We start from the raw sequence: 26,070 nt of genomic DNA, 5'->3' as shown, positions 1-26,070 counted from the left end.
TCGGAGGGACGCTCAGCCCTTGCGGGGGCCGAAGAGCAGCCCGCGGCGCGCGGCCTTGCGGGGCTGCGGGATGGCCGGGGCGGGCCACCACTCGAGGCTCGGGTAGCCGGCCCGGTTGAAGCCCTCGCGGTAGACGAAGTTGTCCCCGCACGTGCAGACCCAGCGCTCGCCCACCTCGTGGTCCTCACCGGTCGGTGCATCCTCGGTCTGCAGGCAGACGTGGATCATCATGGAGTCCATCAACGCTCCCTCCCTGGCGTCGAGCCCTGGCACAAACCCCCGTGTGCGCCGGGCTGGACCATCGTCGCGGGGCCCTACCGGAAAGAGAATGGGCGCCGGCCGAACTGCGGTCCATCTTGAGGAAACCTCGATTGTTCCTGCCTGGTTCACGGACCGCGCAGCGGCGGAGACCGCCCGTCGTCAGATCCAGCGCTGGAACCAGATGCGGGCCTGCCACTCCGACTTCGTCAGCAGCGCGTCGGTCCAGATCGGCCAGAACCACGCGAAGGTGATCAGCGCCAGCACGGTGAAGCTGCCCGCCACGACCACGCCGAAGGTGCGCCTCGGCGTGGGGACGTCGGAGGTGCCGATGAGGTGGCCCATCGCCAGCACGATCGAGAGCACCAGGAAGGGCAGCGAGGTGATGGCGTAGAAGAAGAAGATCGGACGGTCGTCGTAGGCGAACCAGGGCAGCCAGGTGCTGGCCAGGCCGGCGACCACGACGCCGTGGCGCCAGTCGCGCGCCCCGATCCACAGCAGCAGCGAGGCGATGGCGGCCAGGCAGCCGCCCCACCAGATGACGGGGTTGCCGATGAGCAGCACCTGGCGGATGCAGCTCGAGCCCGAGGGTGCCTCGCACGCCTGCGAACCGGGCTGGATGTCGGTCTGGGCGTCGACGCCGACCGGGCGGCCCATGACCAGCCACGTCGAGGGCTTGGAGGCGTAGATGTGGGTGGAGTCGTTGAGGAAGTGGCTGTGGAAGGTGTAGACGTCCTGGTGGTAGGACCACAGCGACCGCAGCGACTGGGTGACCTCCCCGAGGCCCTCGGCGTCGGGCTCGCTCGCGGTCGGCCATGCCTCGCCACCGGCGTACGACGTGTACTGCGTGTTGCTGAACGCCTCCTCGTAGGCGTCGGCGTTCAGCAGCCACCCCGTCCACGACGCGACGTACGTCGCCAGCGCGACGCCGACCAGCGCGACGAACGCCGGTACGCCGTCGAGGACCACCGAGCGGAGCAGCGGCCGGCGCTGGCCGAACGCCCGGCGGGCTCCGGCGCTCCACAGCCACGCGAGCAGGCCGAAGACGGCGAGCGCGTAGACCGCGGACCACTTGGTGCCGCACGCGAGGCCGAAGGACACGCCCCCGGCGACGAGCCACGGGCGCCACCACGTGCGCGTCGCGCCGGCGGCCAGCCGGTCGCGCAGCCACTGGCGGTCGGCGACGACGCAGTGCACGCCGCAGAGGGTGAAGAAGGCCAGGAAGATGTCGAGCAGCGCCAGCCGGGACAGCACGAGCTGGAGGCCGTCGACGGACAGCAGCAGGCCGGCCACGAGCCCGAGGACGGTCGAGCCGGTGACGCGCCGGGCGAAGCGGCACATCAGCAGGACCATCAGCGCCCCCACCAGCGCCGACGCCGTGCGCCAGCCGGCGGGGTCCATCCCGAAGACCTCGATCCCGCCGGCGATCAGCCACTTGCCGACCTCGGGGTGGACGATCATCGACGGGCCGTCCTGGAACAGCCCGGTGAGGTCGCCGTTGAGGATCGTCTCGTCGGCGTCTTCGACGTACTGGCGCACGTAGCCGTGGTTGAGCAGCGACCACGCGTCCTTGGCGTAGTAGGTCTCGTCGAAGGAGAACGCGTGCGGCGTGCCGAGGTGCCAACGCCGCAGGAAGAACGCCAGGGCGGCAAGGCACAGGGCGCCCGCCCACCCGAGCATAGGGTCCTCCGACCGCCAGCGCGGACGATTCCGCTCGGCGGCTGTCGGGATCACGCGGGAACTCTAGCCAGACGCCACGGACCCCTCCGGGGCCTTCGACGTGTCCGCCCGTACGCGCTGGCCCGGCCGGCGCCCGCTCAGACGCCGATCGAGGCCCAGTCCCCCCAGATCGCGAAGGTGAGCCCGCGGCTGGCCTGGATGTTGACGAAGAGCGTGTGTCCGTCGGGGCTGAACGTCGACCCGGCGAACTCGTCGTTCTCGCGCCCGGCCATCGCGTTGCGGGCGATGGAGAACAGGTCGCCCTCGGTGGTCAGGCCCCGGAGGTAGTTGCCCTGGTCGTGGTCCTCGCAGAGCACCAGCGTGCCGCGTGGGCTGGTGGTGACGTTGTCGGGGAAGTCGAGCACCTCGCGGCTCTCGGACTGGTAGATGCACCGCAGCGTCTGGGTGCGGGTGTCGTAGCCCCACACCTGGCCGTAGCCCTTGCCGTAGCCGTCGACGTTGTCGGGCCCCGTCATCGCCTCGCCGCCCCCCTGGGTCGCGGTGAAGTAGACGACGCCGTCGTGGAAGACCTGGCCCTCGCAGCGCGAGAAGTGCGCCGCGCCCTTGGCCCGGCCCTGGTCGCCGACGAAGTTGATGGCGGTGTCGTTGCTCGTCGGCGCCGGCTCGCCCGGTGTGTAGGGGAACTCGACGTCCGGCTCGTCGATGTCGACCCACTCGACGTCGTGCACCGTCGTGGTGTCCTGGTGCGCCTCGAGGTGCGCCTGCGGACGGCCGGCGACCGCGAGCATCTGCAGCTGGCCGTTGTGGTCGAGGTTGCGGTGCCGGTCGCGCCGCTCCCGGGGCACGTAGCGGTAGAAGCCCGAGGGGAAGGCGAAGTTGTCCTCGGTCAGGTAGAGAACGCCGTCGGCCGGGTCGTACGACACCGCCTCGTGCGCGAAGCGGCCGGCCTTGCGCAGCGGTCGCGCGTCGGCGAGGCCGCCGGCCGGGACCTCGAAGACGTAGCCGTGCCGCTTCTGCAGGGGCACGTTGGACGCGCCCGTGAAGTCGGGTCCGACGTCGGGGCCGTTGACGGTCTCCTCGCAGGTCACCCAGGCGCCCCACGGCATCTGGCCGCCGCTGCAGTTCATCATCGTGCCGCTCAGGCTGGTGTAGGCGTCCTGCACCTCGCCGTACCTCGTCACCTGGATCGTGGTCGTGCCCGCGCCGCCGCGCTTGTCGTAGGGCTTGGTCGGACCGAACGCCGGCTGCGGGTTGTTGACCTCGTGGTTGCGCACCAGCAGCACCGACCCGCCAGGGCCGGCGAAGGCCCCCATCCCGTCGTGCCGACCGGGCAGCCGGGTGCCGTCGCGCAGGGTCACCGGCGACGACGTGTCGTGGAAGGAGCGGTAGGAGAAGCCTGCCGGCAGGTCCAGCCGTACGACGCCGTCGCGGGCGTCGGGGACCGGGACGAGCGTGCCGGCGGCGGCACCGGCGAGCGCGCCCGTGCGGGAGAGCGCGTTGGCGTTGGCGAAGCCGGCGAACGGGCCGGCGGCGAGGGCGCCACCGAGGGCTCCCGTGATGGCGGTGCGGCGGTTGAGCTGCATGTGAGTGACCTCCGGGCGCAGCGAGGACGATGGGGGGATCTCGACACGCTAGGCCTGCGGAGCCGGGAGGGGAACCCCTCCCGCCAGCATCTACGGTGATCCCATGAGCACCCCCCGACCTTCTTCTCCTCCGCTTCGCTCCCCCGAACAACGCCGCGGGGACCCCGCTTGACTGGCGTCCTGGTCCTCGCGGGCACCCCGATCGGGCAGGCCGGCGACGCGCCGCCGCGGCTGGCCGCCGAGCTGTCGGGTGCCGCCGTCGTCGCGGCCGAGGACACCCGCCGCCTCAAGCGGCTGTGCGCCGACCTCGGCATCACCCTGTCCGGGCGGGTCGTGTCCTACTTCGAGGGCAACGAGCAGGCCCGCACCCCGGTGCTCCTCGAGGCCCTGCTCGCCGGCGAGCGGGTCGTGCTGGTGACCGATGCGGGAATGCCGAGCGTCTCCGACCCGGGCTACCGGCTCGTCGCCGCGGCGGTCGAGCACGACGTACGCGTGACGGCCGTGCCGGGCCCCAGCGCGGTTCTCACCGCGCTGGCCGTGAGCGGGCTGCCCGTCGACCGGTTCTGCTTCGAGGGCTTCCTGCCCCGCAAGGCGGGCGAGCGGGGACGACGCCTGGCCGCCCTGGCCGCGGAGGAGCGCACGATGGTGTTCTTCGAGGCGCCGCACCGCACCGAGGCGGCGCTGGCCGCGATGGCGGAAGCGCTGGGCGAGGACCGTCCGGCCGCGGTGTGCCGCGAGCTCACCAAGACCCACGAGGAGGTGCGCCGCGGCCCGCTGGCCGATCTCGTCGCCTGGGCCGCCGACGGCGTCCGCGGCGAGGTCACGATCGTCGTCGAGGGGTCGAGCGGCGCCCCGGCCCTCGGCACCGACCCCGGCACCCTGCGCGCGGCGGTCGCCGACCTCGAGGCCGCCGGATCGACCCGCAAGGAGGCGATCGCCGAGGTCGCCAAGCGGTCCGGCCTGCCCAAGCGGGAGGTGTACGACGTTGTCCACCGCTGAGGGCGGGGCCGGGCCGACCCGCAGCCGCGCGGCGACCGAGGAGACCTCCGGCGCCCGGCGCGACCGGGAGCGACCGCCGGCCCCCGAGCCGCTCCCGCACCCCGTCGTCGACAACCACTGCCACCTCGACATCGCCGACGGGGACTGGCTCGACACCGCCGACGCCATCGCGGCCGCGGCGGCCGTCGGCGTGCCGCGGATCGTGCAGATCGGCTGCGACCTCCCCGGTGCCCGCTGGGCCGTCGCCGCGGCGGCCGAGCACGACGCGCTCGTCGCCGGCGTGGCCCTGCACCCCAACGAGGCGCCCCGCCTCGCCGCCGCCGGTCGCCTCGAGGACGCCCTCGCCGAGATCGAGCAGCTCGCGCAGGCCCACGACAAGGTGCGGGCCGTCGGCGAGACCGGCCTCGACTTCTTCCGCACCGGCGAGGACGGGCGGGCGGCTCAGGAGGAGAGCTTCCGGCGCCACGTCGACCTGGCCAAGCGGCTCGACAAGACCCTCGTCATCCACGACCGCGACGCCCACGACGACGTGCTCCGCGTCCTCGACTCCGAGGGCGCGCCCGAGCGCTGGGTGATGCACTGCTTCTCCGGCGACGAGGCCTTCGCGCGGCGCTGCCTGGACCGCGGCGCCCACCTCAGCTTCGCCGGGACGGTGACGTTCAAGAACGCGCAGCCGCTGCGCGACGCGCTGGCGCTCACGCCCCACGACCGGCTGCTGGTGGAGACCGATGCGCCCTACCTGACGCCCACGCCGTGGCGCGGCCGGCCCAACGCGTCCTACCTCGTCCCGCACACGGTGCGGGCGATGGCGGACGTGCTGCAGACCGACCTGGAGGCGCTCTGCGCGGCGATCGACGCCAGCACCGAACGCGTCTTCGGCGGCTCCTGGTAGCCGTCCCGACCCGTGTTCCACCCCCCGTTCCGGGCCCCCTCCGGAGGGGTGGGCGTGAGGCGGATCTCGCCAAGAACTTGCCCCGAAGAGTTTGCGTCATCGCCGGTCATCGTTATCGTCCTGTGATTGTTGGCCGGGATCGGGAGTGATTTCCGGCAGCACGAGGACCGGATCGGGCCGGTCCTGCGAGGCCCCCGCTCGCACGCCGTACGGCTCCCGCGACCCCGTCGTGATCGCCGTGCATCGCTCGGCCGGGGGGTGCTGCCGCCCGAGGCCCGGGTAGTACGACGTTCGGAGAATCGTGCGCTCTCGACTCGCGCAGCTCAGCAGGTCCAAGACAGTCCTGGCGACCCTCGTGGCGCTGGTGGTGGCAGCCGTCGGAGGTACGACGGTCGGCTACGCAGCCCTCACCAAGGACGTGACCCTCACCCTCGACGGGGAGACCCGTCAGGTCAGCGCCATCGGTGACACCGTCGCCGACGTGCTCGCGGCCGAGGGCGTCGAGGTCGACGACAAGGACCTGGTCGCCCCGGCGGTCGACGAGGCCGTCAGCGACGGCTCGGCCATCGCCGTGCAGTTCGGGCGTCCGCTCGAGCTCGACGTCGACGGCACGTCGCACACCTACTGGGTCAACTCGACCGACGTCGCCAGCGCCCTCGGCGAGATCGGTCGGCGCTTCGAGGGCGCCGACCTGTCGGCCAGCCGCGGCTCCTCGATCGGGCGGAGCGGGCTGTCACTCGCGGTCGTCACGCCCAAGGTGGTGCACCTCAAGCTCGGCGCGAAGCAGCTGAAGAAGCGCAAGCTGACCGCGATGACGGTCGCCGACGTGCTGAAGTCGGCCGACTTCGAGGTCGACAAGCACGACAAGGTGCGCCCGTCGCTGACCACCGAGATCGCCGACGGCGACAAGATCGTCGTCACCGACATCCGCGTGGCCACCAAGAAGGTCAAGCGCGAGGTCCTGGACGCGCCCGTCGTCGAGCGCGAGGACTCCTCGATGTTCGAGGGCGAGCAGGAGGTCGTGCGCGCCGGTCGCGACGGCGTCCGCGCCGTCACCTACCAGCTCCGCTTCGTCAACGGCGAGCTCGCGGCGCGCAAGGTCGTGAAGGCCGACGTGCGCCAGAAGGCCGTCGCCCGCATCGTCGCGGTCGGCACCAAGGAGAAGCCCGAGGAGCCGGCCGCCGACTTCTCCGGCGGCAACACCGTGTGGGACGCGCTCGCGCAGTGCGAGTCCGGCGGCAACTGGGCCATCAACACCGGCAACGGCTACTACGGCGGCCTCCAGTTCAACCTCGGCACCTGGCAGGCCTACGGCGGCACCGGCTACCCGCACCAGGCCTCCCGCGAGACGCAGATCGCCGTGGCGACCCGCCTCCGCGACGCCACCGGCGGTTACGGCTCCTGGCCGAGCTGCTCCTCCAAGCTCGGCCTGCCCAAGTGATCCTCGCCTGAGCCGCTGTAACGCCGGGTTACTGCAACTACCCACCCACATGCATCAGGGTGGGTACAGCGATCAACCCGGCGTTACAGCGGCACTAGGCTGACGCCATGACCTCCCACCCGGCCGGCCCGAGACTCCTCGGGCCGGCCGAGGTGCGTCAGCTGGCCGCCGAGCTCGACCTGCGCCCCACCAAGCAGCGGGGCCAGAACTTCGTCATCGACGCCAACACCGTGCGCCGGATCGTCCGCGAGTCCGGCATCACCGGCGACGACGTGGTCGTCGAGGTCGGGCCCGGGCTGGGCTCGCTGACCCTCGCGCTGCTCGAGGTCGCGCGCCGCGTGATCGCGATCGAGCTGGACCCGCTCCTGGCCGAGCGGCTGCCCGCCACCATCGCGGCGTACGCCCCTGCACAGGCCGACCGCTTCGAGGTCGTGCTGGCCGACGCGATGCGCGTGGACGCCCTGCCGGGTCCGCCGCCCACGGCGCTGGTCGCCAACCTGCCCTACAACGTCTCGGTGCCGGTGCTCATCCACCTCCTCACCCTGCTGCCGTCGCTCGAGCGCGGCCTGGTGATGGTGCAGGCGGAGGTCGCCGACCGCCTCGCCGCCCCGCCCGGGTCGAAGACCTACGGCGTGCCCAGCGTGAAGGCGGCGTGGTTCGCCGACGTACGCCGTGCCGGTGCGATCGGGCGCAACGTCTTCTGGCCGGCCCCCAACGTCGACTCCGGCCTCGTCGCCTGGACCCGGCGCGAGCCGCCGCAGACCACCGCGACCCGCGAGCAGGTCTTCGCCGTCGTCGACGCCGCCTTCGCGCAGCGGCGCAAGCAGGTGCGCGCCGCGTTGCGCGGGCTGGCCGGCTCGGCGGACGCCGCCACCGCCGCGCTCGAGCTCGCCGGCGTCGACCCCACCGCCCGCGGCGAGGTCCTCGACGTGCACGACTTCGCCCGCATCGCCGAGGGCCTGGCGGCCGCCCGGTGACCGTCACCGTCCGCGCCGCCGCGAAGGTCAACCTCCACCTCGGGGTCGGCGCGCCCCGCGAGGACGGGTTCCACCCGCTCGACACGGTCTACCAGGCGATCTCGCTCTACGACGACGTCACCGTCTCCGACGCCCCCGACGACGCGCTGACGGTCACCGGCTCCGCGCACGTCGACGCGGCGGGTGTCCCCACCGACGCCTCCAACATCGCCATGCGTGCCCTGGCCGAGGCGCCGTGCGGGGGTGCGCACCTCGTGCAGATCGCCAAGCAGGTCCCCGTCGCCGGCGGCATGGCCGGCGGCTCGGCCGACGGTGCGGCGGCCCTGCTCGCGCACGACCGGCTCCACGACCTCCGCCAGCCCGACGACGTCCTCCTCGCGCAGGCTGCCCGGCTCGGCAGCGACGTGCCCTTCTCCCTGGTGGGAGGTACGGCGCGCGGCCGCGGCCGCGGCGAGGTGGTCGAGCCGATCGTCGACCACGGCACGTGGTGGTGGGTCGTGGTCCCCGCCGCCGTCGGCCTGTCGACGCCGGAGGTCTACCGCCACTTCGACCGGCTCCACCCCGACGCGCCGGCGCAGCCCGCCGAGCCGACCGAGCTCCTCGCCGCGCTCGCCACCGGCGAGCCGGTCCGGCTGGCCCGGGCCCTCCACAACGACCTGCAGGAGCCGGCCATCGACCTGCGCCCCGAGCTCGGCGACCTGATCGGCCGTGGCGAGGCCGAGGGTGCACTGCGCGGCATGGTCAGTGGCTCGGGCCCCACCTGCGTCTTCCTCTGCGACTCGCAGGAGGGCTCGATGGAGGTGCTCACCGCGCTGTCGTCGTCGTACGACGTCGTGCTCTCCGCAGTCGGTCCCGTCGCGGGGGCGCACGTCGTCGGCACCGGGGGAGCGCACCAGGACCTGCGGTAGCGGGACGGGGTCCTGACCCGGTGGGAACCGCCGCGGACGGGGAACCATCGGCGATATGTTGTGCGCGGCGTCGACGACGTCGCACTGATTGCCTGGGGGAGGCATCGTGACCGTGTTCCTGGTGGTGGGCGCCGTCGGCGTCCTGCTGCTGCTCGTGGCGCTCGTCGTCGGCGACGTCCTCGACGGCGCCCTGGAGGGGCTCAGCGCCGGCTTCTTCTCGACCGAGGCGCTCGCCGGGTTCCTCGGCGCCCTCGGCTTCGGCGGCGCGATCGCGCTCGAGGCGACCGGGTCCACCTCGCTGGCCGTCGTCATCGGTCTGGTGCTCGGCGTCCTGCTCGGCTGGCTGGCCGCGAAGGCCTCGACGTTCCTCCACGGCGACGGGGAGGGCGACACCGTGCGCACCTCCGACATGCTCGAGCGCATCGGCTCCGTGGTCAGCGCGATCCCCGAGGGCGGCTTCGGCGTCGTGTCGCTCAGCGTCGGCGGCCACATCACCCGCCTCAACGCCCGCTCGAGCACCGCCGTGCCGGCCGGCACCCAGGTCAGCGTCACCCAGGTCATCTCGCCCACGGCCGTCCAGGTCGAGCCGCTCTTCCTCCCCTGACCCGTTCCACGTACGCCATCTCGCCATCTCGCTAGGAGCACCTGCCCATGTTCGGTCTGTCCCCGGTCGTCACCTCCGTGATCGGCCTCCTCGTCCTCCTCGTGCTGCTGGCGCTGCTGGTCACCACGCGCTACAAGGTGGCCGGCCCCAACGAGTCGTTCATCGTCACCGGCCGCAAGGGCAAGGGCGAGGTGCGCAACCCGGAGACCGGCGAGATCTCCACCGACCTGTCGGGGCAGAAGGTCGTCATGGGTGGCGGCGTGTTCGTCATCCCGTTCGTGCAGCGTCTCGCCACCCTCGACCTGTCCTCGCGTCGCATCTCGGTGCAGATCCGCGGCGCGGTGTCGGGGCAGGGCATCAAGCTCAACCTCGACGGCGTGGCGCTGGTCAAGGTCGGCGGCAACGAGGACTCCATCCGTGCCGCCGGCCAGCGGTTCCTCAGCCAGCAGGAGGAGATCGAGACCTTCACCCAGGAGGTCCTCGCCGGTGCCCTGCGCTCGATCGTCGGCTCGATGTCGGTCGAGCAGATCATCCGCGACCGCGCCGCCTTCGCCCAGCGCGTCGCGGAGGAGTCCGAGTCCTCGCTCACCGGCCAGGGCCTGGTCCTCGACACCTTCCAGATCCAGGACATCACCGACGACGGCTCCTACCTCGCCGACCTCGGCCGCCCCGAGGCCGCCAAGCTCAACCAGCTCGCCTCCATCGCCGAGGCCAACGCCCGCCAGGCCGCCGAGCAGGCCCGCATCGCCGCCGAGCAGGAGATCGCCGTCACTCAGCGGGCACTCGCCCTCAAGAACGCCGAGATCAAGGCCGAGACCGACGCCGCCAACGCCCAGGCCGCGGCCGCCGGGCCGCTCGCCCAGGCCGACCGCGACCAGGCCGTCCTGCTCGAGCAGGAGAAGGTCGCCGTCCGGCAGGCGGCGCTGAAGGAGCGCCAGCTCGACACCGAGGTCCGCAAGCCCGCCGACGCCGAGCGCTACCGCGTCGAGACCGAGGCGCAGGGTCGCCGCAGCTCGGCGATCCTCGAGGCCGAGGCCCGCAAGGCGGCCTCGATCGCCAACGCGCAGGCCGAGGCCGAGAAGGCCCGCCTGACCGGTGAGGGCGAGAAGTCCCGCCGCTCGGCGCTGGCCGAGGCCGAGGCCATCGAGGGCGCCAAGCGCGGTGAGGCCGAGAAGGCCCGCCGCGTCGCCGAGGCCGACGCCGTACGCGCCGAGGGTGAGGCGCAGGGTGCCGCCATCCTCGCCGCAGGACAGGCCGAGGCGGAGGCGATGGACAAGAAGGCCGCGGCGTTCGCCGGCTACAACGAGGCCGCCGTGCTGCAGATGCTCATCGAGGTCATGCCCAAGGTGGCCGCCGAGCTGGCCCGCCCGATGGGCAGCATCGACAAGCTGACGGTGATCTCCGCCGACGGCGCCGGCGAGCTGCCCAAGCAGGTGACCAACAACCTCGTGCAGACCATGGAGATGCTCAAGGCCACCACCGGGCTCGACGTGGAGTCGCTGATCCAGAAGTACTCCGGCACCAACGGCACGGCCGCGCCCTCTCTCGCCGGAGGCGCGACCGACGGCGACGGGCGCCCCGCCAGCTGAGCCCCTACCTGGGCGGTGCGTGAGACAGCTTCTGGACGCGCCAAAGCTGTCTCACGCACCGCCCGCGCGGGGACGCCACGTCGAGCGGTGGGTGACGCAGGTCCTGAGCGAGCAGAACCTGTCTCACGCACCGCCCCAGGTGAGGGGCGTACGCCGATCCGCGTCCGCTGGGCCGCACCTGAGAGGATCGCCCGGACATGGCGAACCTGATCAACCTCGAGCGCGTCTCGAAGTCCTACGGCGTGCGGCCCCTGCTCGACAACGTCTCGCTCGGCATCTCCGTCGGCGAGCGCGTCGGCGTCGTGGGCCGCAACGGCGACGGCAAGACCACCCTGCTCGAGGTGATGACCGGCCTCGAGGTGCCCGACTCCGGTCGCGTCTCCCGCACTCGCGGCGTCGAGATCGGCTACCTCCACCAGGGCGACGAGCTCGTCGACAGCCACACCGTCCGCGAGGCGGTGCTGGGCGGGCGGCAGGACCACGAGTGGGCCGCCGACCCGACCATGCGGCAGGTGGTCGAGGAGCTGCTCGCGGGCGTGACGCTCGACCGCGCGGTCGTGGGCCTGTCCGGCGGCGAGCGCCGTCGCTGCGCCCTCGCCGCGCTGCTGCTCTCGCGCCACGACCTGATCGTGCTCGACGAGCCGACCAACCACCTCGACGTCGAGGCCGTCGCCTGGCTCGCCGGCCACCTCGTCGGCCTGCCGAGCGCGCTCATCGTGGTGACCCACGACCGGTGGTTCCTTGACGCGGTCTGCCAGACCACGTGGGAGGTGCACGACGGCGCCGTCGACTCCTACGAGGGCGGCTACGCGGCGTACGTCCTGGCCAAGGCCGAGCGCCAGCGGCAGGCGGCCGCCACCGAGACGCGGCGGCTCAACCTCGCCCGCAAGGAGCTCGCCTGGCTGCGGCGCGGCGCCCCGGCGCGTACGTCGAAGCCGAAGTTCCGCATCGACGCGGCCAACGCCCTCATCGACGACGTGCCCCCGCCGCGCGACCGGATGGAGCTGCAGCGCTTCGCCAGCCAGCGGCTCGGCAAGGACGTCGTCGACATCGAGGACGTCGACCTGGCGCGCGGTGAGCGGGTGCTGCTCCACCACGCGACCTGGCGCATCGGGCCGGGCGACCGTGTCGGGATCGTCGGCGTCAACGGGGCCGGCAAGACGTCGCTCCTGTCGCTGATCGCGGGCACCCTCGAGCCCGACGTCGGGCGGGTCAAGCACGGGCGCACCGTCGAGATGAAGCACCTCACCCAGGCGCTCGACGAGATCGACCCCGAGGCGCGGGTGCTGCCGACGGTCGAGTCGATCCGGCTGGTCACCAAGACCCTGGACGGCCAGGAGATCACCGCCACGTCGCTGCTGGAGCGGTTCGGCTTCACCGGCGACAGGCTGACGGTGCGGCTCGGCGACCTGTCCGGTGGTGAGCGGCGACGCTTCCAGCTGCTCAAGCTCCTGCTCACCGAGCCCAACGTGCTGCTCCTCGACGAGCCCACCAACGACCTCGACATCGACACCCTCAACGTCCTCGAGGACTTCCTCGACTCCTGGCCCGGGACCCTGATCGTGGTCTCCCACGACCGCTACTTCCTCGAGCGGGTCACCGACTCGACGTGGGCGCTGCTCGGCGACGGGCAGGTCTCGATGCTGCCGCGCGGGGTCGACGAGTACCTCGAGCGCCGGTCAAGCGAGCAGGCGGTCGCGAGGAACGAGCGGACGACGTCGCGAGACGAGGTTGAGCAAGCTCCGCGACCGAGGGACGAGGTCGCGACGAGCGCGTCGAAACCCGGTCAGCCGAGCGCGGACCCCAGCGCCGGGGCTCAGCCCAAGGCGCGGGCCGGAAGCGCCGAGGACCGTGCCGCCCGCAAGGTCCTCGCCCGGGTGGAGAAGCAGCTCGAGCGCATCGCCGCACGCGAGGCGGAGCTGCACGCCGAGATGGAGGCCAACCTCACCGACTACGACCTGCTCGCGCGCGTCGGCGGGCAGCTCAGCGAGCTGGCGGCGGAGAAGGAGGAGCTGGAGCTGGAGTGGCTCGAGGCCTCCGAGGTCGTGGAGTAGCGGGCCCGATCAGCTGAAGGGCGCGAGCAGCGAGCGCAGCAGCCCCGCGAGCTGGGTGCGGTCACGGTCCGGGAGGTCGGCGAGCAGGTCGGCCTCGGCCGCGAGCAGCGCCTCGAAGGCGCCGTCGACCGCGGCCTTGCCGTCGGCGGTCAGCCGGACCAGCACGCCGCGGCGGTCGTGGGGGTCGGGCAGCCGCTCGACGAGCCCGCGCCCGGCGAGCCGGTCCACGCGGTTGGTCATCGTGCCGCTGGTCACGAGCGTCTCGCGCAGCAGCCGGCCGGGGGAGAGCTCGTACGGCTGACCGGCCCTCCGCAGCGCGGCGAGCACGTCGAACTCCCACGACTCGATGCCGTGCGTGGTGAAGGCGTCGCGGCGGGCGAGGTCGAGGTGGCGGGCCAGGCGGCTGATGCGCGAGAACACCTCGACGGGCGCGAGGTCCAGGTCGCCACGCTCGCGGCGCCACGCCTCGACCAGGTCGTCCACCTCGTCACGCATGCCGCCATCGTGCCAGATCGGTCGAGAATCTTGACATCGAGACTGTTCCGGACGAGGGTGGAGGTATCTCGACATCAAGACACTTCCTCTCGATCCGAGGTACCTGAGGACGTTCTGGTAGGTGGATTGCCCGGTTGACCTACCAGAACGTCCTCAGATATCTCCGTACGAGACGAGGGCCGCCGCCGACTGCCTGTGGAGGACACCATGAGCCACACCTGGGACCCCGACCGCTACCTCGCGTACGCCGACGAGCGGGGCAGGCCGTTCGTCGACCTGCTCGCCCGGGTGCCCGCCGAGAACCCGCGCGTCGTCGTCGACCTCGGCTGCGGGCCCGGCAACCTCACCGCGCTGCTGGCCGCCCGGTGGCGCAGCGCCGCCGTCACGGGCGTCGACAGCAGCCCCGAGATGATCGAGGCCGCCCGCGCGGTCGACGGCATCCGGTGGGAGGTCGGGGACCTGCGCGACTGGGCGCGCCCCGACCCGCTCGCCCTGCACGAGCCGGTCGACGTGCTCGTCTCCAACGCCACCCTGCAGTGGGTCCCCGAGCACCTCGAGCTGCTGCCCGGCCTGCTCGACCGCCTCCAGCCCGGCGGCTGGCTCGCCTTCCAGGTGCCCGGCAACTTCGACGAGCCCAGCCACACCACCCGCACCGACCTGGCCGCCCGGGCGCCGTACGCCGAGCACGTGCACGACGCCCGCGTGCCGGCGAGCCACGACCCGGTCGACTACGCCCGCGTCCTGCTGGACCTCGGCTGCGAGGTGGACGCGTGGGAGACGACGTACCTCCACGTCCTGACCGGTGAGGACCCGGTCTTCGACTGGGTCTCCGGCACGGGCGCGAGGCCCACGCTGCAGGCGCTGCCCGACGACCTGCGGCCCCTCTTCGAGGACGAGTTCAAGGCACTGCTGCGCGATGCCTACCCGGCCGACACCGCGGGTCGCGTGGTCATGCCCTTCCGGCGGATCTTCGTGGTCGCGCGCAAGCCGCAGGGGGTGCCGGTCGCGTGAGGCTCCACCACGTGCAGGTCGCCTGCCCGCCTGGGGGAGAGGACGGCGCCCGCCGCTTCTACGGCGAGGGGCTCGGCATGACCGAGGTCGACAAGCCGGCCGACCTGGTGGCGCGCGGCGGGTGCTGGTTCCGGGCGTACGACGACGCGGGGGCCGTCGCGGCCGAGCTGCACGTCGGCGTCGAGGAACCGTTCGCGCCGGCCCGCAAGGCGCACCCGGCCTTCGTCGTCGCCGACCTCGACGAGGTGGCGGGCCGGCTCCGGGCGCTCGGCTTCGACGTGGACGAGAGCCAGCGCGACTCGTTCCCCGGCCACGTCCGGCTCCACACCCACGACGGCCACGGCAACCGGGTCGAGGTGCTGCAGCCCCGCTGAACGGTCGTCCCCAGAATGGGGGCACCTCGGCGACAGGGCGTGCAGCGGGGGCCGATCCGTCCCTACGGTGTCCGGGTGCTGAGGGAGCGCAGGGGGTCGGGAGCACACGCCGTCGGGCGGGTGCTCCTGGGCGCTGCCGTCGTCCTCGCGGTAAGCGCGGTCGTGCTGGTCCGCTTCTGGGGACCCCGCGAGCCGGAGCCCTCTCCGGACACCGCGGCGCGGACGGTGCCACCCGCCCAGCTGCGCGAGGCCGCAGGCCAGCGCGTCTTCATCGGCCACATGTCGATCGGCTGGAACCTGCTCGACGGACTCGACCGGCTCTACGCCGACAAGGACGTCGCGCAGGCGCGGGTCGTGCAGGTGACGGTCGACGACCCGGTCCCGGAGGTCCCCGCCGGGCAGGGCGCGGTGATCCACGCCGAGATCGGCGTCAACGGCGACCCGATGGGCAAGCTCGCGAACTTCGACGCGGTGATGCGCTCGGGCCTGGCCGACCAGGTCGACGTGGCGATGGTGAAGCTCTGCTACACCGACGTGACGGCGGCGACCGACGTCGACCGGCTCTTCGCCGCCTACCGCCAGACGCTCGACGACCTGCAGCGCGACCACCCGGACGTCCGGTTCATCCATGCGACGGTGCCCCTGACCGCGGCCCCGTCCGGCGTCAAGCAGCACCTCAGGGTCCTCGTGCGCGGCGACGACAACGACGCCCGCGAGCGCTTCAACGACCTCGTCCGCGAGGCCTACGCCGACGACGACCTCTTCGACATCGCCGCCGTCGAGAGCACCGCCGCCGACGGCACGAGGCTGGCCACGCTCGCCCCGGGCTGGGCCGATCCCGACCGCCAGCACCTCAACCCCGCCGGGTCGACCGTGCTGGCCGCCCGGTTCCTCGACGTTCTCACGCAGGGAGCACCCGCATGACCGCCACCACCGCCGCCGAGGCCGCAGCGCCGCCCCTCTTCGAGCGCCACCTCGCCCGCCTCGACGCCGAGGCCGCGATCCTCCCGGACCATCCCGAGGAGACGCCCGAGTCGACCCTCCGCGCCCTGTGGGCCGTGGCGGCGGGTACGCCGCTCTCCGTGGCGGCCGCGTCCGTCGCGCCGCTGCGACCCCTGACCGACGAGGGCGAGCGGCTGCTCGGCGCCCTGGTGGAGCGCCGCATCGCCGGGGCGCCACTGGGCCACCTCACCGGTAGGCAGAGCTTCCTGGGTGTCGAGCTCCTCGCCGGGCCGGAGGCGCTCGTGCCCCGGGTGGAGACGGAGATCCTCGGCCGCACCGCGCTCGACCTGGTCCGCGCCACCGAGGGGTCCCTCGTCGTCGACCTGTGCACGGGCGCCGGCAACCTCGCGGCAGCCGTCGCGGTGGCCGCCCCGCGCGTCACGCTCCACGCCGCGGACCTCTCGACGGCGGCGGTCGGCCTGGCCCGCGCCAACATGGTCTTCACCGGGGTCGCCGACCGCGTGGCGGTGCACGAGGGCGACCTGTTCGACGCCCTGCCCGCCGGGCTGCGGGGCGGGGTCGACGTACTCATCTGCAACCCGCCCTACATCTCCTCGGCCCGGGTGGGGGAGATGGCGGCCGAGATCTCCGAGCACGAGCCCCGCATGGCCTTCGACGGCGGCAGCCTGGGCCTGTCGATCGTCAGCCGGCTCGTCCAGGAGGCGCCCGACTGGCTGCGCCCCGGCGGGTGGCTGTGCTTCGAGATCGGCCTCGGCCAGGGGTCGTACTGGCAGAAGCGGATCCCGCGCTTCCCCGGGTGGGACGTCGTCGAGCCGGTGGCGGACGACGAAGGCAACATCCGCGTCATCACCGCCCGCCGGAGCTGACCGCCGCGCCCCGACCCGGTGGGGAAGTCCGACACCTCGAGGGGGTTGCAACGGCCTCCAGGTGACGGACTCCCCGCTCGAGCGGGGAGTCCGCTCGAAGTTACCGACTGGTAGCATCCCGGCATGACTGCCGTCCTCGACCTGTGGCGGAAGACCTCCGCCCTCCCGCTGGGCACCCGGGCCTTCTCGCTCGCGTTCAGCCAGAAGGCGCCGTACTTCGCCTCGATCCGCCCGCGGTTCACCGTCATCGAGCCCGACCGCGCCGAGCTCGTCATCCGCAAGCGGCGGCGGGTGCACAACCACCTCGGGACCGTGCACGCGATCGCGCTGTGCAACGGGCTCGAAGCGGCGATGGGTGCGCTCGCCGAGGCGACCATCCCGCGCGACCGGCGCTGGATCCCGAAGGGCATGGAGGTGGCCTACACCGCCAAGGCCACGACCGACATCACCTGCATCGCCGGGACCGACCCCGAGCAGTGGACCGCGGACCCGGGCGACGGCTACGACCTGCCGGTGCGCGTGCGCGGCGTACGCACCGACGGCACGGTCGTCGTCGAGGGCGAGATCCGGCTCTGGGTGACCGAGAGGACCGGAGCGTAGCGACGGACGTCGACGTCTTGAGTGCGTCCGAGCCTGCGAGGGCGCATCCGTTCGAGAAGACCGGAGCGTAGCGACGGGTCAGGCGGTGTTGCTCCCGCCGTCGAGGTTGCCGACCTGGCTCAGCTCGAGCGGGCTCTTCTCGCCGACCAGGCGCTTCTGCACCTTGGTCGCGATCCAGGTCAGGACCAGGTTGACCGCCACGTAGAGCGCCGTGATCACGATCGCGACCTGCACCTGGTTGTTGAACTCGAGGTAGATCGGCTTGCCCACGGCGGTGAGGCCGGGGGCGAGGATGTAGTAGCCGAGGCTGGTGTCCTTCAGCGCGACGACCATCTGGCTGATGATCGCCGGCAGCATGATCTTGACCGCCTGGGGCAGCAGCACCGACGTCATCACCTGCGACTTGCGCATGCCGACGGCGTACGCCGCCTCGGCCTGGCCCCGCGGCACGGCGTTGATGCCGGCCCGGAACACCTCGGCGAGCACGGACCCGTTGTAGAGCGTCAGGGCGATCACCACGCACCAGAACGACGTCAGCGGGCCGTCGCCGATGGCGAGCAGGAAGAAGGCGAAGACCATCAGGAGCAGGACCGGCACGGCACGGAAGAACTCCACGACGAGCCAGGCGGGCCACCGCACCCACGCGCGGTCCGACAGCTTGGCGACGCCGAAGACGAGCCCGAAGACCACCGCGAAGATGATGGAGAAGAAGGCCATCCTGAGCGTCTCGAGGAGACCGTCGACCAGGATGTACTCCACGTACTCCGGAGTCACGAAGGGCTCCCAGAGCTCGTACTCGAGCTGACCCGTGTCGTACATCGTCCACACGACGAAGGCGATCAGCGCAGTCAGGGCGACGAGGCTGATGACGGTGTAGACACGGTGGCGGGCGACGGTCCTGGGGCCCGGGGCGTCGAAGAGGACGGATGTCGTCATCGGGCGACCTTGACCTTCCGCTCGATGCCGTACGAGACCAGGGAGATGACCTCGACGACGATGATGTAGCCGACCGCGAAGGCCAGGAAGATCCCGATCCGCTGGTCGGCGTTGTCGTTGGTGAAGCCGCGCATCGTGGCGGTCGCCTCGGCGAGGCCGAAGGCCGCCGCCACGGAGGTGTTCTTGGCGAGGGCGATCAGCACGCTGGTCATCGGCGGGATCACGGCGCGCACCGCCTGGGGGAGGATGACGAGGTTCATCGACTGGGCGAAGGTCAGCCCGATCGCGCGACCCGCCTCGGCCTGCCCGAGCGGTACGGCGTTGACGCCGGAGCGCATCGCCTCGCAGACGAAGGCGGAGGTGTAGAGCGTCAGGGCCAGGCAGGCGCGGAAGAAGAAGGCAGAGACGTTGTAGCCCGCGATCTCGATGTCCTCGACGACCTTGAAGTTGTAGCCCATCACCGGCATGGCGATGAAGATGAAGACGAAGATCATCAGCAGCGGCGTGTTGCGGAACATGGTGACGTAGACGGCCGCCGCCTTGTTGAGGACGGACACCGGGCCGACCCGGAAGACAGCCAGGATGGTGCCGAGCACCAGCGAGGCGATGCCGGAGACCACGAACAGGCCGATGGTCAGGCCGAACGCCTTGAGGTACTCGTCGAAGTTCGAGAACACCGCATCCATGGCGGCGGGCTCCTCTCTGCGGGACGCCGGCGGGCCTCGCGGCCCGCCGGCGTCCGATCAGGTGGTGATCCGGGTGGTGGTGTGGTCCGGCGTCAGGCGGCCGGGCACTCGTCCATCGCCGGCGGCTCGGGCGTCTCGACGCCCGACTGGCCCAGGGTGGCCTCGAAGGCCTCGCCCCACGTGCCCTCCTCCTGCGCGGAGGTCAGCGTGTCGACGATCCACTGGCACATCTCGGGCTTGTCGAGGCTGTAGCCCACGCCGTAGCGCTCCTCGGAGAACGGGTCGACGACGACCTTGAGCTCGTCGGGGTTCTCCGCGGCGTAGCCGAGCAGGATCGCACCGTCGGTCGTCATGGCGTCCACCGTGCCGCTGAGGACCTGGTCGACGCACTCGGAGTAGGTGTCGAAGCCGCGCGGCTTGGCGCCCTCGGCCTTGATGTTCTCCAGGGACGTGGAGCCGGTCACCGAGCAGACCTCGGTGCCCGCGACGTCCTCGAGGCTCTCGATGTCGCTGTCGGACTTCACCAGCAGCTGCTGGCCCGTGACGTAGTAGGGGCCGGCCTGGCCGACGACCTGACGACGCTCGTCGGTGATGGAGTAGGAGGCGATGACGAGGTCGACCTCGCCCTCCTGGAGGAACGGCTCGCGGTTGTCGGAGATCGTCTCCTTCCAGGTGATGTCCTCGGGGGCGATGCCGAGCGAGCCGGCGAGGATCTTGCCGATCTCGGGGTCGAAGCCGACCGGCATGTCGTCGGTGGCGCCCTTGAAGCCGATACCGGGCTGGTCGTACTTCACGCCGATGGTGATCTCGCCCGAGTCGGCGAACTCCTTCATCGCGGTGCCGTCGTCGAACTCGTCGGCGGCGTTCTCCTGGACCTCGACGTCGGTGGCCTCGCCGCCGTCGTCACCTGCGTCGCCGCAGGCTGCCAGCGAGAGGGCCAGCCCGACCGTCGCGATGACGGCCTTGGTACGGATGAATCGCATCTGCTTCTCCCTTGTCTGTGGTGCGGGGAACTCGTGGTCGGACGTGCGCCTCAGTGCTTGAGGATCTTGCCGAGGAAGTCCTTGGCGCGGTCCGAGCGTGGGTTGGTGAAGAACTCCTCGGGCGTGTTCTCCTCGACGATCGCGCCGTCGGCCATGAAGACGACGCGGTCGGCGGCGGTGCGGGCGAAGCCCATCTCGTGGGTGACGACGACCATCGTCATGCCCTGCTGGGCGAGGTCCACCATGACGTCGAGGACCTCCTTGATCATCTCCGGGTCGAGCGCCGAGGTGGGCTCGTCGAAGAGCATCACCTTCGGCTCCATCGCCAGCGCACGGGCGATCGCCACGCGCTGCTGCTGGCCGCCGGAGAGCTGGGCGGGGTACTTCTCGGCCTGGTGGCCGACGCCGACCCGGTCGAGCAGCTCGCGAGCCTTCTTCTCCGCCTCGTCCTTCTTCATGCCGCGGACCTTGATCGGGCCGAGCGTGACGTTCTCCAGGATCGTCTTGTGGGCGAAGAGGTTGAAGCTCTGGAAGACCATGCCGACCTCGGCGCGCAGCGCGGCGAGCGCCTTGCCCTCCTGAGGGAGGTCCTTGCCGTCGAGGGTGATCGTGCCCTCGTCGATCGTCTCGAGCCGGTTGATCGTGCGGCACAGCGTGGACTTGCCCGATCCGGACGGCCCGATCACGACGACGACCTCACCGCGCTTGACGCTGAGCTCGATGTCCTTGAGTGCGTGGAGCTGCCCGAAGTGCTTCTGGACGCCGCTCAGCACGACGAGGGGCTCGCCCCGGCCGGCGCTGACGGTGCCCGTTTCCTGCGCGGTCATAGGCGCAACCTATCGGCAGGGGGACCGCTTGGGCCATCACACATGGCCCATCAGGACCATTACAGAGTGGTGACGATTCCGGCGTCGGGATCCCAGCGACGCAGCGACGCCAGCGTGAGGACCACGTCCTCGTGCCCCAGCGCCTCGACCGCCCGGCCCACGTCGGCGCGGTCCATCCGACGGGCCAGGGTGACGTGCGGGAGCCACCCGACGTGCTGCACGTCGCGCACCTGCGACCGCAGGTCGAGCACGACGCGCACCAGCGGGTCCGGCACGTCGAGGACGCGGACGACGGAGACCCGGGTGCCGCCGAGGAGCGCGATCCCCGACGCCCGCACCTGCGTCGGCAGGAGCGACGCCACCAGCTCTGACGCCCGCTGCTCGTCGTCGCCGTCGAGCGCCGGCGCGGCCAGCACCGTGACGTGCGGGCTGTTGGTGGCGCCGCGGTGGTCCAGCTGCGAGGGCAGGCCCGCGTCGCGCAGCACCTGCCAGTCACGGCGTACGACGTCGCAGCCGGCCTCGTCGGGCAGCAGCTCGAGCGCGTGCATGCGGGGCATGGCGCGAGCCTAGGTCGGCCGGCACGATTGCCGCGGCCCCCGCCGGCCGCCGTACCCTTGACCGGTCATGAGCACCGTCGCAGAGACCCCCGCACGCACCTACGAGGTCAAGACCCACGGGTGCCAGATGAACGTCCACGACTCCGAGCGGCTCAGTGGCCTGCTGGAGGACGCGGGCTACGTCCGCGCGACGTCGGACGAGCAGGCCGACGTGGTCGTCTTCAACACCTGCGCCGTGCGGGAGAACGCCGACAACAAGCTCTACGGCAACCTCGGCCAGCTGGCCTCGGTCAAGGCCGTCACGCCGGGCATGCAGATCGCCGTCGGCGGCTGCCTGGCGCAGAAGGACCGCGAGACGATCACCACGCGGGCGCCGTGGGTCGACGTCGTCTTCGGCACCCACAACATCGGGTCGCTGCCGGTGCTGCTGGAGCGGGCGCGGGTGATGGAGGAGGCGCAGGTCGAGATCCTCGAGTCGCTGTCGGTCTTCCCCTCGACGCTGCCCACCAAGCGCGAGTCGGCGTACGCCGCCTGGGTGTCGATCTCGGTCGGGTGCAACAACACCTGCACCTTCTGCATCGTCCCGGCGCTGCGTGGCAAGGAGAAGGACCGCCGGCCCGGCGAGATCCTCGCCGAGGTCGAGGCGCTGGTCGCCGAGGGCGTCACCGAGATCACCCTGCTCGGGCAGAACGTCAACGCCTACGGCGTGGAGTTCGGCGACCGCCAGGCCTTCTCCAAGCTGCTCCGCGCGTGCGGTGAGGTCGAGGGCCTCGAGCGGGTGCGCTTCACCTCGCCGCACCCGGCCGAGTTCACCGACGACGTCATCGAGGCGATGGCCGAGACGCCCAACGTGATGCCGTCGCTGCACATGCCGCTGCAGTCCGGCTCCGACAAGGTGCTGCGCGACATGCGCCGTTCCTACCGCCAGTCGCGCTACCTGGGGATCATCGACCGGGTGCGGGCCGCCATCCCCGACGCCGCGATCACGACCGACATCATCGTCGGCTTCCCGGGCGAGACCGAGGAGGACTTCCAGGCCACCCTCGACGTGGTCCGCGCCGCTCGCTTCTCCTCGGCCTTCACCTTCCAGTACTCCAAGCGCCCCGGCACCCCGGCAGCCGTCCTCGACGACCAGGTCTCGCCCGAGGTCGTCAAGGACCGCTACCTGCGCCTGGCCGAGGTCGTCGACGAGATCGCCTGGACCGAGAACAAGGCGCTCGTCGGTCGCACCGTCGAGCTGATGGTCGCCGAGGGCCAGGGCCGCAAGGACGCCGAGACGCAGCGCCTGTCCGGTCGCGCGCCCGACAACCGGCTCGTCCACTTCGCCGCCGACTTCTCAGCCGTCGACGCCGACTCCGTCCGGCCCGGCGACATGGTGACCGTCGAGATCACCTACGCCGCCCCGCACCACCTCGTCGCCGACGGCGCCATCCGCTCCGTCCGCCGCACCCGCGCCGGTGACGCCTGGGAGCGTCGTACGTCGACCCCCTCCGCGCCGGCCGCCATCGGGCTGGGCATGCCCGCCGTCGGCGTCCCCGCCCCGCTGCCACCGGCGCCCGCCTGCGGCTGAGCAGCTCTGTGCGGTGCCTGTGGTCCACCCGGTGGACCGAGGTCACCGCGCTGTCGGCGTGGGCGTGATCAGCTGGCCGTCGGCCAGGCATCCGGGCACGCGGGACACGTCCGGGCCCTGCCCGACCACCCGCGGGCGTTGAGCAGTCGCGCCACGCGGGACGCGGTCGCGCACGGGCGGCCGAAGACCTGACCCCATCCGAGTCGCACGGTGCCGAGCCGCTCCACGGCCGCATCGAGGTCGCGGTCCAGGTCGGCGTCGCGCTGCTGCGGGCTGTCGTGCCACATGCGACCGTCGAGCTCGACCACCTGCCCGACCGCATGGACGACGTCCCGGTAGAGCGGGCCGTTGATCGAGTCGCGGAGCTGCCGCTCGGCGACCGGGAGCCCGTGCGGACGCTCGACCAGCGTCAGGTAGCCATGCTCCAGCACCGAGCACGTGCCCTGCCCGAGGTCGGTGAGCACACCGCGCAGGAAGGTCCGACGGGCGATCCTCGCCCGTGCGTCGAGCGCCTGACGGATGCGCTCGGGCGTGGTGCGCCGCGCCCGTACGGCGTCAGCCAGGCCGGCGATCGCGTCGAAGTCGCAGGTGGCGGCGGCCGCCACGTCGACCAGCGCCTCCTCGATGCGCACGCGCGGCGGGCTGGCGTTCCACTGCACCTTGGCGTCGAAGTCACTGATCCGGTGGAGCCGGTAGCCGCTAGGCACCCGCACGGCGCGGTGCCGGTCGACGGCGAGGTGGATCACCGAGTCGTCGCGGCCGGCGCGGCCCGGTCCGTCGCCGGCGCGGAGGGCGCTGTCGCGGGCCAGGGCGGCCGGCCACGCGAGCAGGACCCCGCCCCACGCTCGCTGGACCCACGTGGGCTGGCCCGTGTGGTTGACGAACACGCCGTCGTACAGGCGTACGAGATCGCGTCGTCGCAGCATCCGCTTGACGTCGTGGCCGAGCGCTCCGGCGGCGGTCAGCTGCCTCCTGGAGATGACACCCGACTGCAGGGCGAGCACGCCGGAACAGGCCTCGAGATCCATCGCCCCAGCCTCGACCGGGCGGCCTCATGCCCGCCAGAGGGCCCTTGCCGCCTGTGGAGAACGACAGCGCGGTGGCTGTGGTCCATCAGGCGGACCGCAGCCACCGCACAGTGCTTGGTGCTTGGTGCGAGATGGTCAGGCGGGGGGCTCCGGGGAGCCGTCCTCCGCCTCCTGGCCGGCGCGCGGCGAGTCGGAGTCGTCGGACGAGCGCGGGGTGTCGGACTCCTGGTCCTCCGCCTCGCCGTCGGGGGCCTGCGACTTCTCGTCCGGCTCGGCGATCTCGTCGGGCAGGACGTCGTCGACGGCGGGGTTGTCGTCGGGGTCGAGGTCACGCGCGAGGCCCGTGTCGGCGGGGTCCTCGTGCAGCGCGTCGACTCCGCCGGGCACCAGCTGGGGCTCCTCGGCGTACGGCTCGGGCATCGGGCCGAGCTCTTCGTTGGTCATCGATTCCCTCCCTGGGTCTCGGGCGATCCTGCCTCGGCCAGGCTGCTCGGGCCACCCCCGCTCGGGCGAGCATCCCACCCGAAGGTGAGATAGCCGACCCCGGAGAACAGGTGGGCCAGCGCGTGCGCCTCGTGCGGGACCATCGGCTGGGGGAGCGCGTCGAGGCCGAACCAGCCCAGCTCCGCGCACTTCTCGGGCTCGACGATCCGCGGCTCACCGCTCCACGACCGGGCGGTGAAGAACCAGTCCACCCGTTCCTCGACCGCCGGCCCGAACTGGCTGCGCTGCATCGTGAAGGCGAACTCCAGCGACACGTCGGCGATGCCGAGCTCCTCGACGGCCTCGCGGCGCGCGGCGTCGTACGCCGTCTCGCCCGGCTCGACGTGCCCGGCGGCCGCGGCGGCCCAGTGGTCGGGCATGTAGGGGACGGGGCCGCGCCGCTGGAGGAGGACCTCCGTGCCGGCGGCCCCGTCGCGCAGCAGGTAGACGTAGGACGCCGGGACGAGGGCGAAGGGCGGGACGGTCACGCCCGGGAGGTCGGCGGGGCGGGCGGGATGTCGTCGTTCCTGCCGTCGAGGGAGTCGAGCGCGTCGCGTGCCTTCCCGCGGGCCTGGTCGACCTTGTCGGCGTGCTTGCCGCCGGTCTTCTCGTTGACCATGTCGCCGGCCTTGTCGATGCCCTGCGCGATCTTGTCGCCGTGCTGGTCGACCGCGTCGGTGAGCTTGGCCTTGGCCTTGTCCAGGAAACCCATGCGTCCTCCTCGGGGGCCGGCCCACCCCGGCGGATGGGGACTCCGGCACGGCCGAGACTAGCCACGCTGCGACAATCGGGGCATGTCCCGTCCGGTCGTCGCCCTCGTCGGCGCCACCGCGTCGGGCAAGACCGGGCTGAGCCTCGACCTCGCCGAGCGGCTCGGGGGAGAGGTGGTCAACACCGATGCCATGCAGGTCTACCGCGGGATGGACGTCGGGACGGCCAAGCTGCCGGTCTCGGAGCGACGGGGGATCCCGCACCACCTGCTCGACCTCCACGATGTCACTGCCCCGGCCACCGTCGCGCTGTTCCAGGGCTGGGCGCGGGACGCGATCGCCGACATCCGGGGCCGCGACGCCACCCCGGTGCTGGTCGGCGGCTCCGCGCTCTACACCCGCGCGATCCTCGACCGCTTCGAGTTCCCCGGCACGGACGACTCGCTGCGCCGCGAGCTGGAGGTCGAGCTCGAGCGGATCGGCGGCCACGCGCTGCACGCGCGGCTGGCAGGGGTGGACCCCGAGGCGGCCGCGTCGATCCTGCCCGACAACGGGCGCCGCGTCGTCCGCGCGCTGGAGGTCGTCGCGCTCACCGGCCGGCCGTACAGCGCCAGCCTCCCGCGCCTGGAGTACGTCGACCCGCTGACCGTGCAGATCGGGGTCGACATCGACCGGCCGACGCTCGACGCGCGGATCGCCCGGCGGGTCGAGGAGATGTTCGCCGGGGGATTCGTCGAGGAGGTCGAGGCACTGCTCGACCGCGGCCTCGCCGACGCGCGCACCGCGTCACGCGCCATCGGCTACCGCGAGGTGATGGGCTTCCTCGCCGGCGACCGCAGCCTTGCCGAGGCGATCGAGCAGACAATCGTCGCCACCCGCCGCTTCGCGCGTCGCCAGGACTCGTGGTTCCGCAAGGACCCGCGCATCGTCTGGGTGGCGTACGACGACCCCGACCGCGTGGACAAGGCGGTCGGGGTGGTCGAGCGGCTCGGCTGA

28 protein-coding genes are annotated in these 26,070 nt (G+C 72.2%); 15 read left to right on the top strand and 13 right to left on the bottom strand.

The window, feature by feature from the left end:
- Window positions 1-12: 12 nt before the first annotated feature.
- From Q1B24_RS08580 to Q1B24_RS08570, 3 genes are all read right to left on the bottom strand, one after another.
- Window positions 13-240 carry a hypothetical protein gene (locus Q1B24_RS08580; protein ID WP_299926314.1) on the bottom strand — a complete coding sequence of 76 codons (228 nt, stop codon included), beginning with the start codon at window positions 238-240 and terminating at the stop codon, window positions 13-15.
- A 180-nt stretch (window positions 241-420) separates the two neighbouring features.
- Window positions 421-1,992 (bottom strand): phospholipid carrier-dependent glycosyltransferase, encoded by a 1,572-nt coding sequence (locus tag Q1B24_RS08575; RefSeq protein WP_299926312.1) that lies wholly within the window; start codon window positions 1,990-1,992, stop codon window positions 421-423.
- Window positions 1,993-2,075: 83 nt separating this feature from the next.
- Window positions 2,076-3,521: an alkaline phosphatase PhoX gene (locus Q1B24_RS08570; RefSeq protein ID WP_299926310.1), complete on the bottom strand. Its 1,446-nt coding sequence runs from the start codon at window positions 3,519-3,521 to the stop codon at window positions 2,076-2,078.
- A 168-nt stretch (window positions 3,522-3,689) separates the two neighbouring features.
- On the opposite strand from Q1B24_RS08570, the gene rsmI reads away from it, so the two are divergent.
- From rsmI to Q1B24_RS08530, 8 genes are all read left to right on the top strand, one after another.
- Window positions 3,690-4,520 carry a 16S rRNA (cytidine(1402)-2'-O)-methyltransferase gene (rsmI, locus tag Q1B24_RS08565; protein ID WP_299926308.1) on the top strand — a complete coding sequence of 277 codons (831 nt, stop codon included), beginning with the start codon at window positions 3,690-3,692 and terminating at the stop codon, window positions 4,518-4,520.
- Window positions 4,507-5,412, top strand: a complete 906-nt coding sequence (locus Q1B24_RS08560; RefSeq protein ID WP_299926306.1) for a TatD family hydrolase — start codon at window positions 4,507-4,509, stop codon at window positions 5,410-5,412. Before rsmI ends, Q1B24_RS08560 begins: the two co-directional genes overlap by 14 nt.
- 301 nt (window positions 5,413-5,713) lie before the next feature.
- Window positions 5,714-6,853, top strand: coding sequence for a resuscitation-promoting factor (locus Q1B24_RS08555; RefSeq protein WP_299926304.1), 1,140 nt, complete (start codon window positions 5,714-5,716; stop codon window positions 6,851-6,853).
- 107 nt (window positions 6,854-6,960) lie between these two features.
- Window positions 6,961-7,830, top strand: coding sequence for a 16S rRNA (adenine(1518)-N(6)/adenine(1519)-N(6))-dimethyltransferase RsmA (gene rsmA / locus Q1B24_RS08550; protein ID WP_299926302.1), 870 nt, complete (start codon window positions 6,961-6,963; stop codon window positions 7,828-7,830).
- Complete coding sequence (locus Q1B24_RS08545) at window positions 7,827-8,738, top strand: 4-(cytidine 5'-diphospho)-2-C-methyl-D-erythritol kinase (RefSeq protein ID WP_299926300.1); 912 nt, start codon at window positions 7,827-7,829, stop codon at window positions 8,736-8,738. Before rsmA ends, Q1B24_RS08545 begins: the two co-directional genes overlap by 4 nt.
- Before the next feature lie 106 nt (window positions 8,739-8,844).
- Window positions 8,845-9,342 carry a hypothetical protein gene (locus Q1B24_RS08540; RefSeq protein WP_299926298.1) on the top strand — a complete coding sequence of 166 codons (498 nt, stop codon included), beginning with the start codon at window positions 8,845-8,847 and terminating at the stop codon, window positions 9,340-9,342.
- 47 nt (window positions 9,343-9,389) lie between these two features.
- Window positions 9,390-10,931 carry an SPFH domain-containing protein gene (locus Q1B24_RS08535; RefSeq protein WP_299926296.1) on the top strand — a complete coding sequence of 514 codons (1,542 nt, stop codon included), beginning with the start codon at window positions 9,390-9,392 and terminating at the stop codon, window positions 10,929-10,931.
- Window positions 10,932-11,128: 197 nt separating this feature from the next.
- Window positions 11,129-12,985 carry an ABC-F family ATP-binding cassette domain-containing protein gene (locus Q1B24_RS08530; protein WP_299926294.1) on the top strand — a complete coding sequence of 619 codons (1,857 nt, stop codon included), beginning with the start codon at window positions 11,129-11,131 and terminating at the stop codon, window positions 12,983-12,985.
- A gap of 9 nt (window positions 12,986-12,994) precedes the next feature.
- On the opposite strand, the gene Q1B24_RS08525 is transcribed toward Q1B24_RS08530, so the two are convergent.
- Entirely contained in the window at window positions 12,995-13,480 is a 486-nt protein-coding gene (locus tag Q1B24_RS08525; protein WP_299926287.1) for a MarR family transcriptional regulator, read from the bottom strand.
- A 207-nt stretch (window positions 13,481-13,687) separates the two neighbouring features.
- Here Q1B24_RS08525 and Q1B24_RS08520 point away from each other — a divergent pair, with 207 nt between their 5' ends.
- From Q1B24_RS08520 to Q1B24_RS08500, 5 genes are all read left to right on the top strand, one after another.
- Window positions 13,688-14,491 (top strand): trans-aconitate 2-methyltransferase, encoded by an 804-nt coding sequence (locus Q1B24_RS08520; RefSeq protein ID WP_299926284.1) that lies wholly within the window; start codon window positions 13,688-13,690, stop codon window positions 14,489-14,491.
- A complete protein-coding gene (locus Q1B24_RS08515) occupies window positions 14,488-14,865 on the top strand; it encodes a VOC family protein (RefSeq protein WP_299926282.1) in 378 nt (125 codons plus the stop codon). The genes Q1B24_RS08520 and Q1B24_RS08515 overlap by 4 nt, the downstream gene beginning before the upstream one ends.
- 75 nt (window positions 14,866-14,940) lie before the next feature.
- The gene (locus Q1B24_RS08510; RefSeq protein WP_299926279.1) at window positions 14,941-15,789 is read left to right on the top strand and encodes an SGNH/GDSL hydrolase family protein; all 849 of its coding nucleotides are present in this window, start codon (window positions 14,941-14,943) and stop codon (window positions 15,787-15,789) included.
- Window positions 15,786-16,694, top strand: a complete 909-nt coding sequence (locus tag Q1B24_RS08505; protein WP_299926276.1) for a HemK/PrmC family methyltransferase — start codon at window positions 15,786-15,788, stop codon at window positions 16,692-16,694. The genes Q1B24_RS08510 and Q1B24_RS08505 overlap by 4 nt, the downstream gene beginning before the upstream one ends.
- 123 nt (window positions 16,695-16,817) lie before the next feature.
- A complete protein-coding gene (locus Q1B24_RS08500; protein ID WP_299926273.1) occupies window positions 16,818-17,294 on the top strand; it encodes a hotdog fold domain-containing protein in 477 nt (158 codons plus the stop codon).
- A 78-nt stretch (window positions 17,295-17,372) separates the two neighbouring features.
- Here Q1B24_RS08500 and Q1B24_RS08495 read toward each other — a convergent pair whose 3' ends face one another.
- The 5 genes from Q1B24_RS08495 to Q1B24_RS08475 form a co-directional block, all read right to left on the bottom strand.
- A complete protein-coding gene (locus Q1B24_RS08495; protein WP_299926270.1) occupies window positions 17,373-18,230 on the bottom strand; it encodes an amino acid ABC transporter permease in 858 nt (285 codons plus the stop codon).
- Window positions 18,227-18,916: an amino acid ABC transporter permease gene (locus Q1B24_RS08490; RefSeq protein ID WP_299926267.1), complete on the bottom strand. Its 690-nt coding sequence runs from the start codon at window positions 18,914-18,916 to the stop codon at window positions 18,227-18,229. The genes Q1B24_RS08495 and Q1B24_RS08490 overlap by 4 nt, the downstream gene beginning before the upstream one ends.
- Before the next feature lie 92 nt (window positions 18,917-19,008).
- Window positions 19,009-19,899 carry a glutamate ABC transporter substrate-binding protein gene (locus Q1B24_RS08485; RefSeq protein WP_299926264.1) on the bottom strand — a complete coding sequence of 297 codons (891 nt, stop codon included), beginning with the start codon at window positions 19,897-19,899 and terminating at the stop codon, window positions 19,009-19,011.
- A gap of 50 nt (window positions 19,900-19,949) precedes the next feature.
- Window positions 19,950-20,726: an amino acid ABC transporter ATP-binding protein gene (locus tag Q1B24_RS08480; protein ID WP_299926261.1), complete on the bottom strand. Its 777-nt coding sequence runs from the start codon at window positions 20,724-20,726 to the stop codon at window positions 19,950-19,952.
- Between the two features lie 59 nt (window positions 20,727-20,785).
- Complete coding sequence (locus tag Q1B24_RS08475) at window positions 20,786-21,283, bottom strand: 2'-5' RNA ligase family protein (RefSeq protein ID WP_299926258.1); 498 nt, start codon at window positions 21,281-21,283, stop codon at window positions 20,786-20,788.
- 67 nt (window positions 21,284-21,350) lie between these two features.
- Between Q1B24_RS08475 and miaB the strand changes: the two genes are divergently transcribed.
- Entirely contained in the window at window positions 21,351-22,853 is a 1,503-nt protein-coding gene (miaB, locus tag Q1B24_RS08470) for a tRNA (N6-isopentenyl adenosine(37)-C2)-methylthiotransferase MiaB (protein ID WP_299926255.1), read from the top strand.
- 68 nt (window positions 22,854-22,921) lie between these two features.
- On the opposite strand, the gene Q1B24_RS08465 is transcribed toward miaB, so the two are convergent.
- The 4 genes from Q1B24_RS08465 to Q1B24_RS08450 all read right to left on the bottom strand — a co-directional run bounded on the left by Q1B24_RS08465 (window position 22,922) and on the right by Q1B24_RS08450 (window position 25,076).
- A complete protein-coding gene (locus Q1B24_RS08465) occupies window positions 22,922-23,881 on the bottom strand; it encodes a hypothetical protein (protein ID WP_299926252.1) in 960 nt (319 codons plus the stop codon).
- A 135-nt stretch (window positions 23,882-24,016) separates the two neighbouring features.
- The gene (locus Q1B24_RS08460) at window positions 24,017-24,325 is read right to left on the bottom strand and encodes a hypothetical protein (protein ID WP_299926249.1); all 309 of its coding nucleotides are present in this window, start codon (window positions 24,323-24,325) and stop codon (window positions 24,017-24,019) included.
- Window positions 24,322-24,852, bottom strand: a complete 531-nt coding sequence (locus Q1B24_RS08455; RefSeq protein WP_299926246.1) for an NUDIX domain-containing protein — start codon at window positions 24,850-24,852, stop codon at window positions 24,322-24,324. The genes Q1B24_RS08460 and Q1B24_RS08455 overlap by 4 nt, the downstream gene beginning before the upstream one ends.
- Window positions 24,849-25,076 (bottom strand): antitoxin, encoded by a 228-nt coding sequence (locus tag Q1B24_RS08450; RefSeq protein ID WP_299926243.1) that lies wholly within the window; start codon window positions 25,074-25,076, stop codon window positions 24,849-24,851. The genes Q1B24_RS08455 and Q1B24_RS08450 overlap by 4 nt, the downstream gene beginning before the upstream one ends.
- 82 nt (window positions 25,077-25,158) lie before the next feature.
- On the opposite strand from Q1B24_RS08450, the gene miaA reads away from it, so the two are divergent.
- The gene (miaA, locus tag Q1B24_RS08445) at window positions 25,159-26,070 is read left to right on the top strand and encodes a tRNA (adenosine(37)-N6)-dimethylallyltransferase MiaA (RefSeq protein ID WP_299926240.1); all 912 of its coding nucleotides are present in this window, start codon (window positions 25,159-25,161) and stop codon (window positions 26,068-26,070) included.

Origin of the sequence: uncultured Nocardioides sp. (assembly GCF_947488025.1) — a bacterium.
GTDB lineage: Bacteria > Actinomycetota > Actinomycetes > Propionibacteriales > Nocardioidaceae > Nocardioides.
Note: the sequence above shows the minus strand (reverse complement) of the source record. Positions and strands in the feature narration are given on the sequence as shown.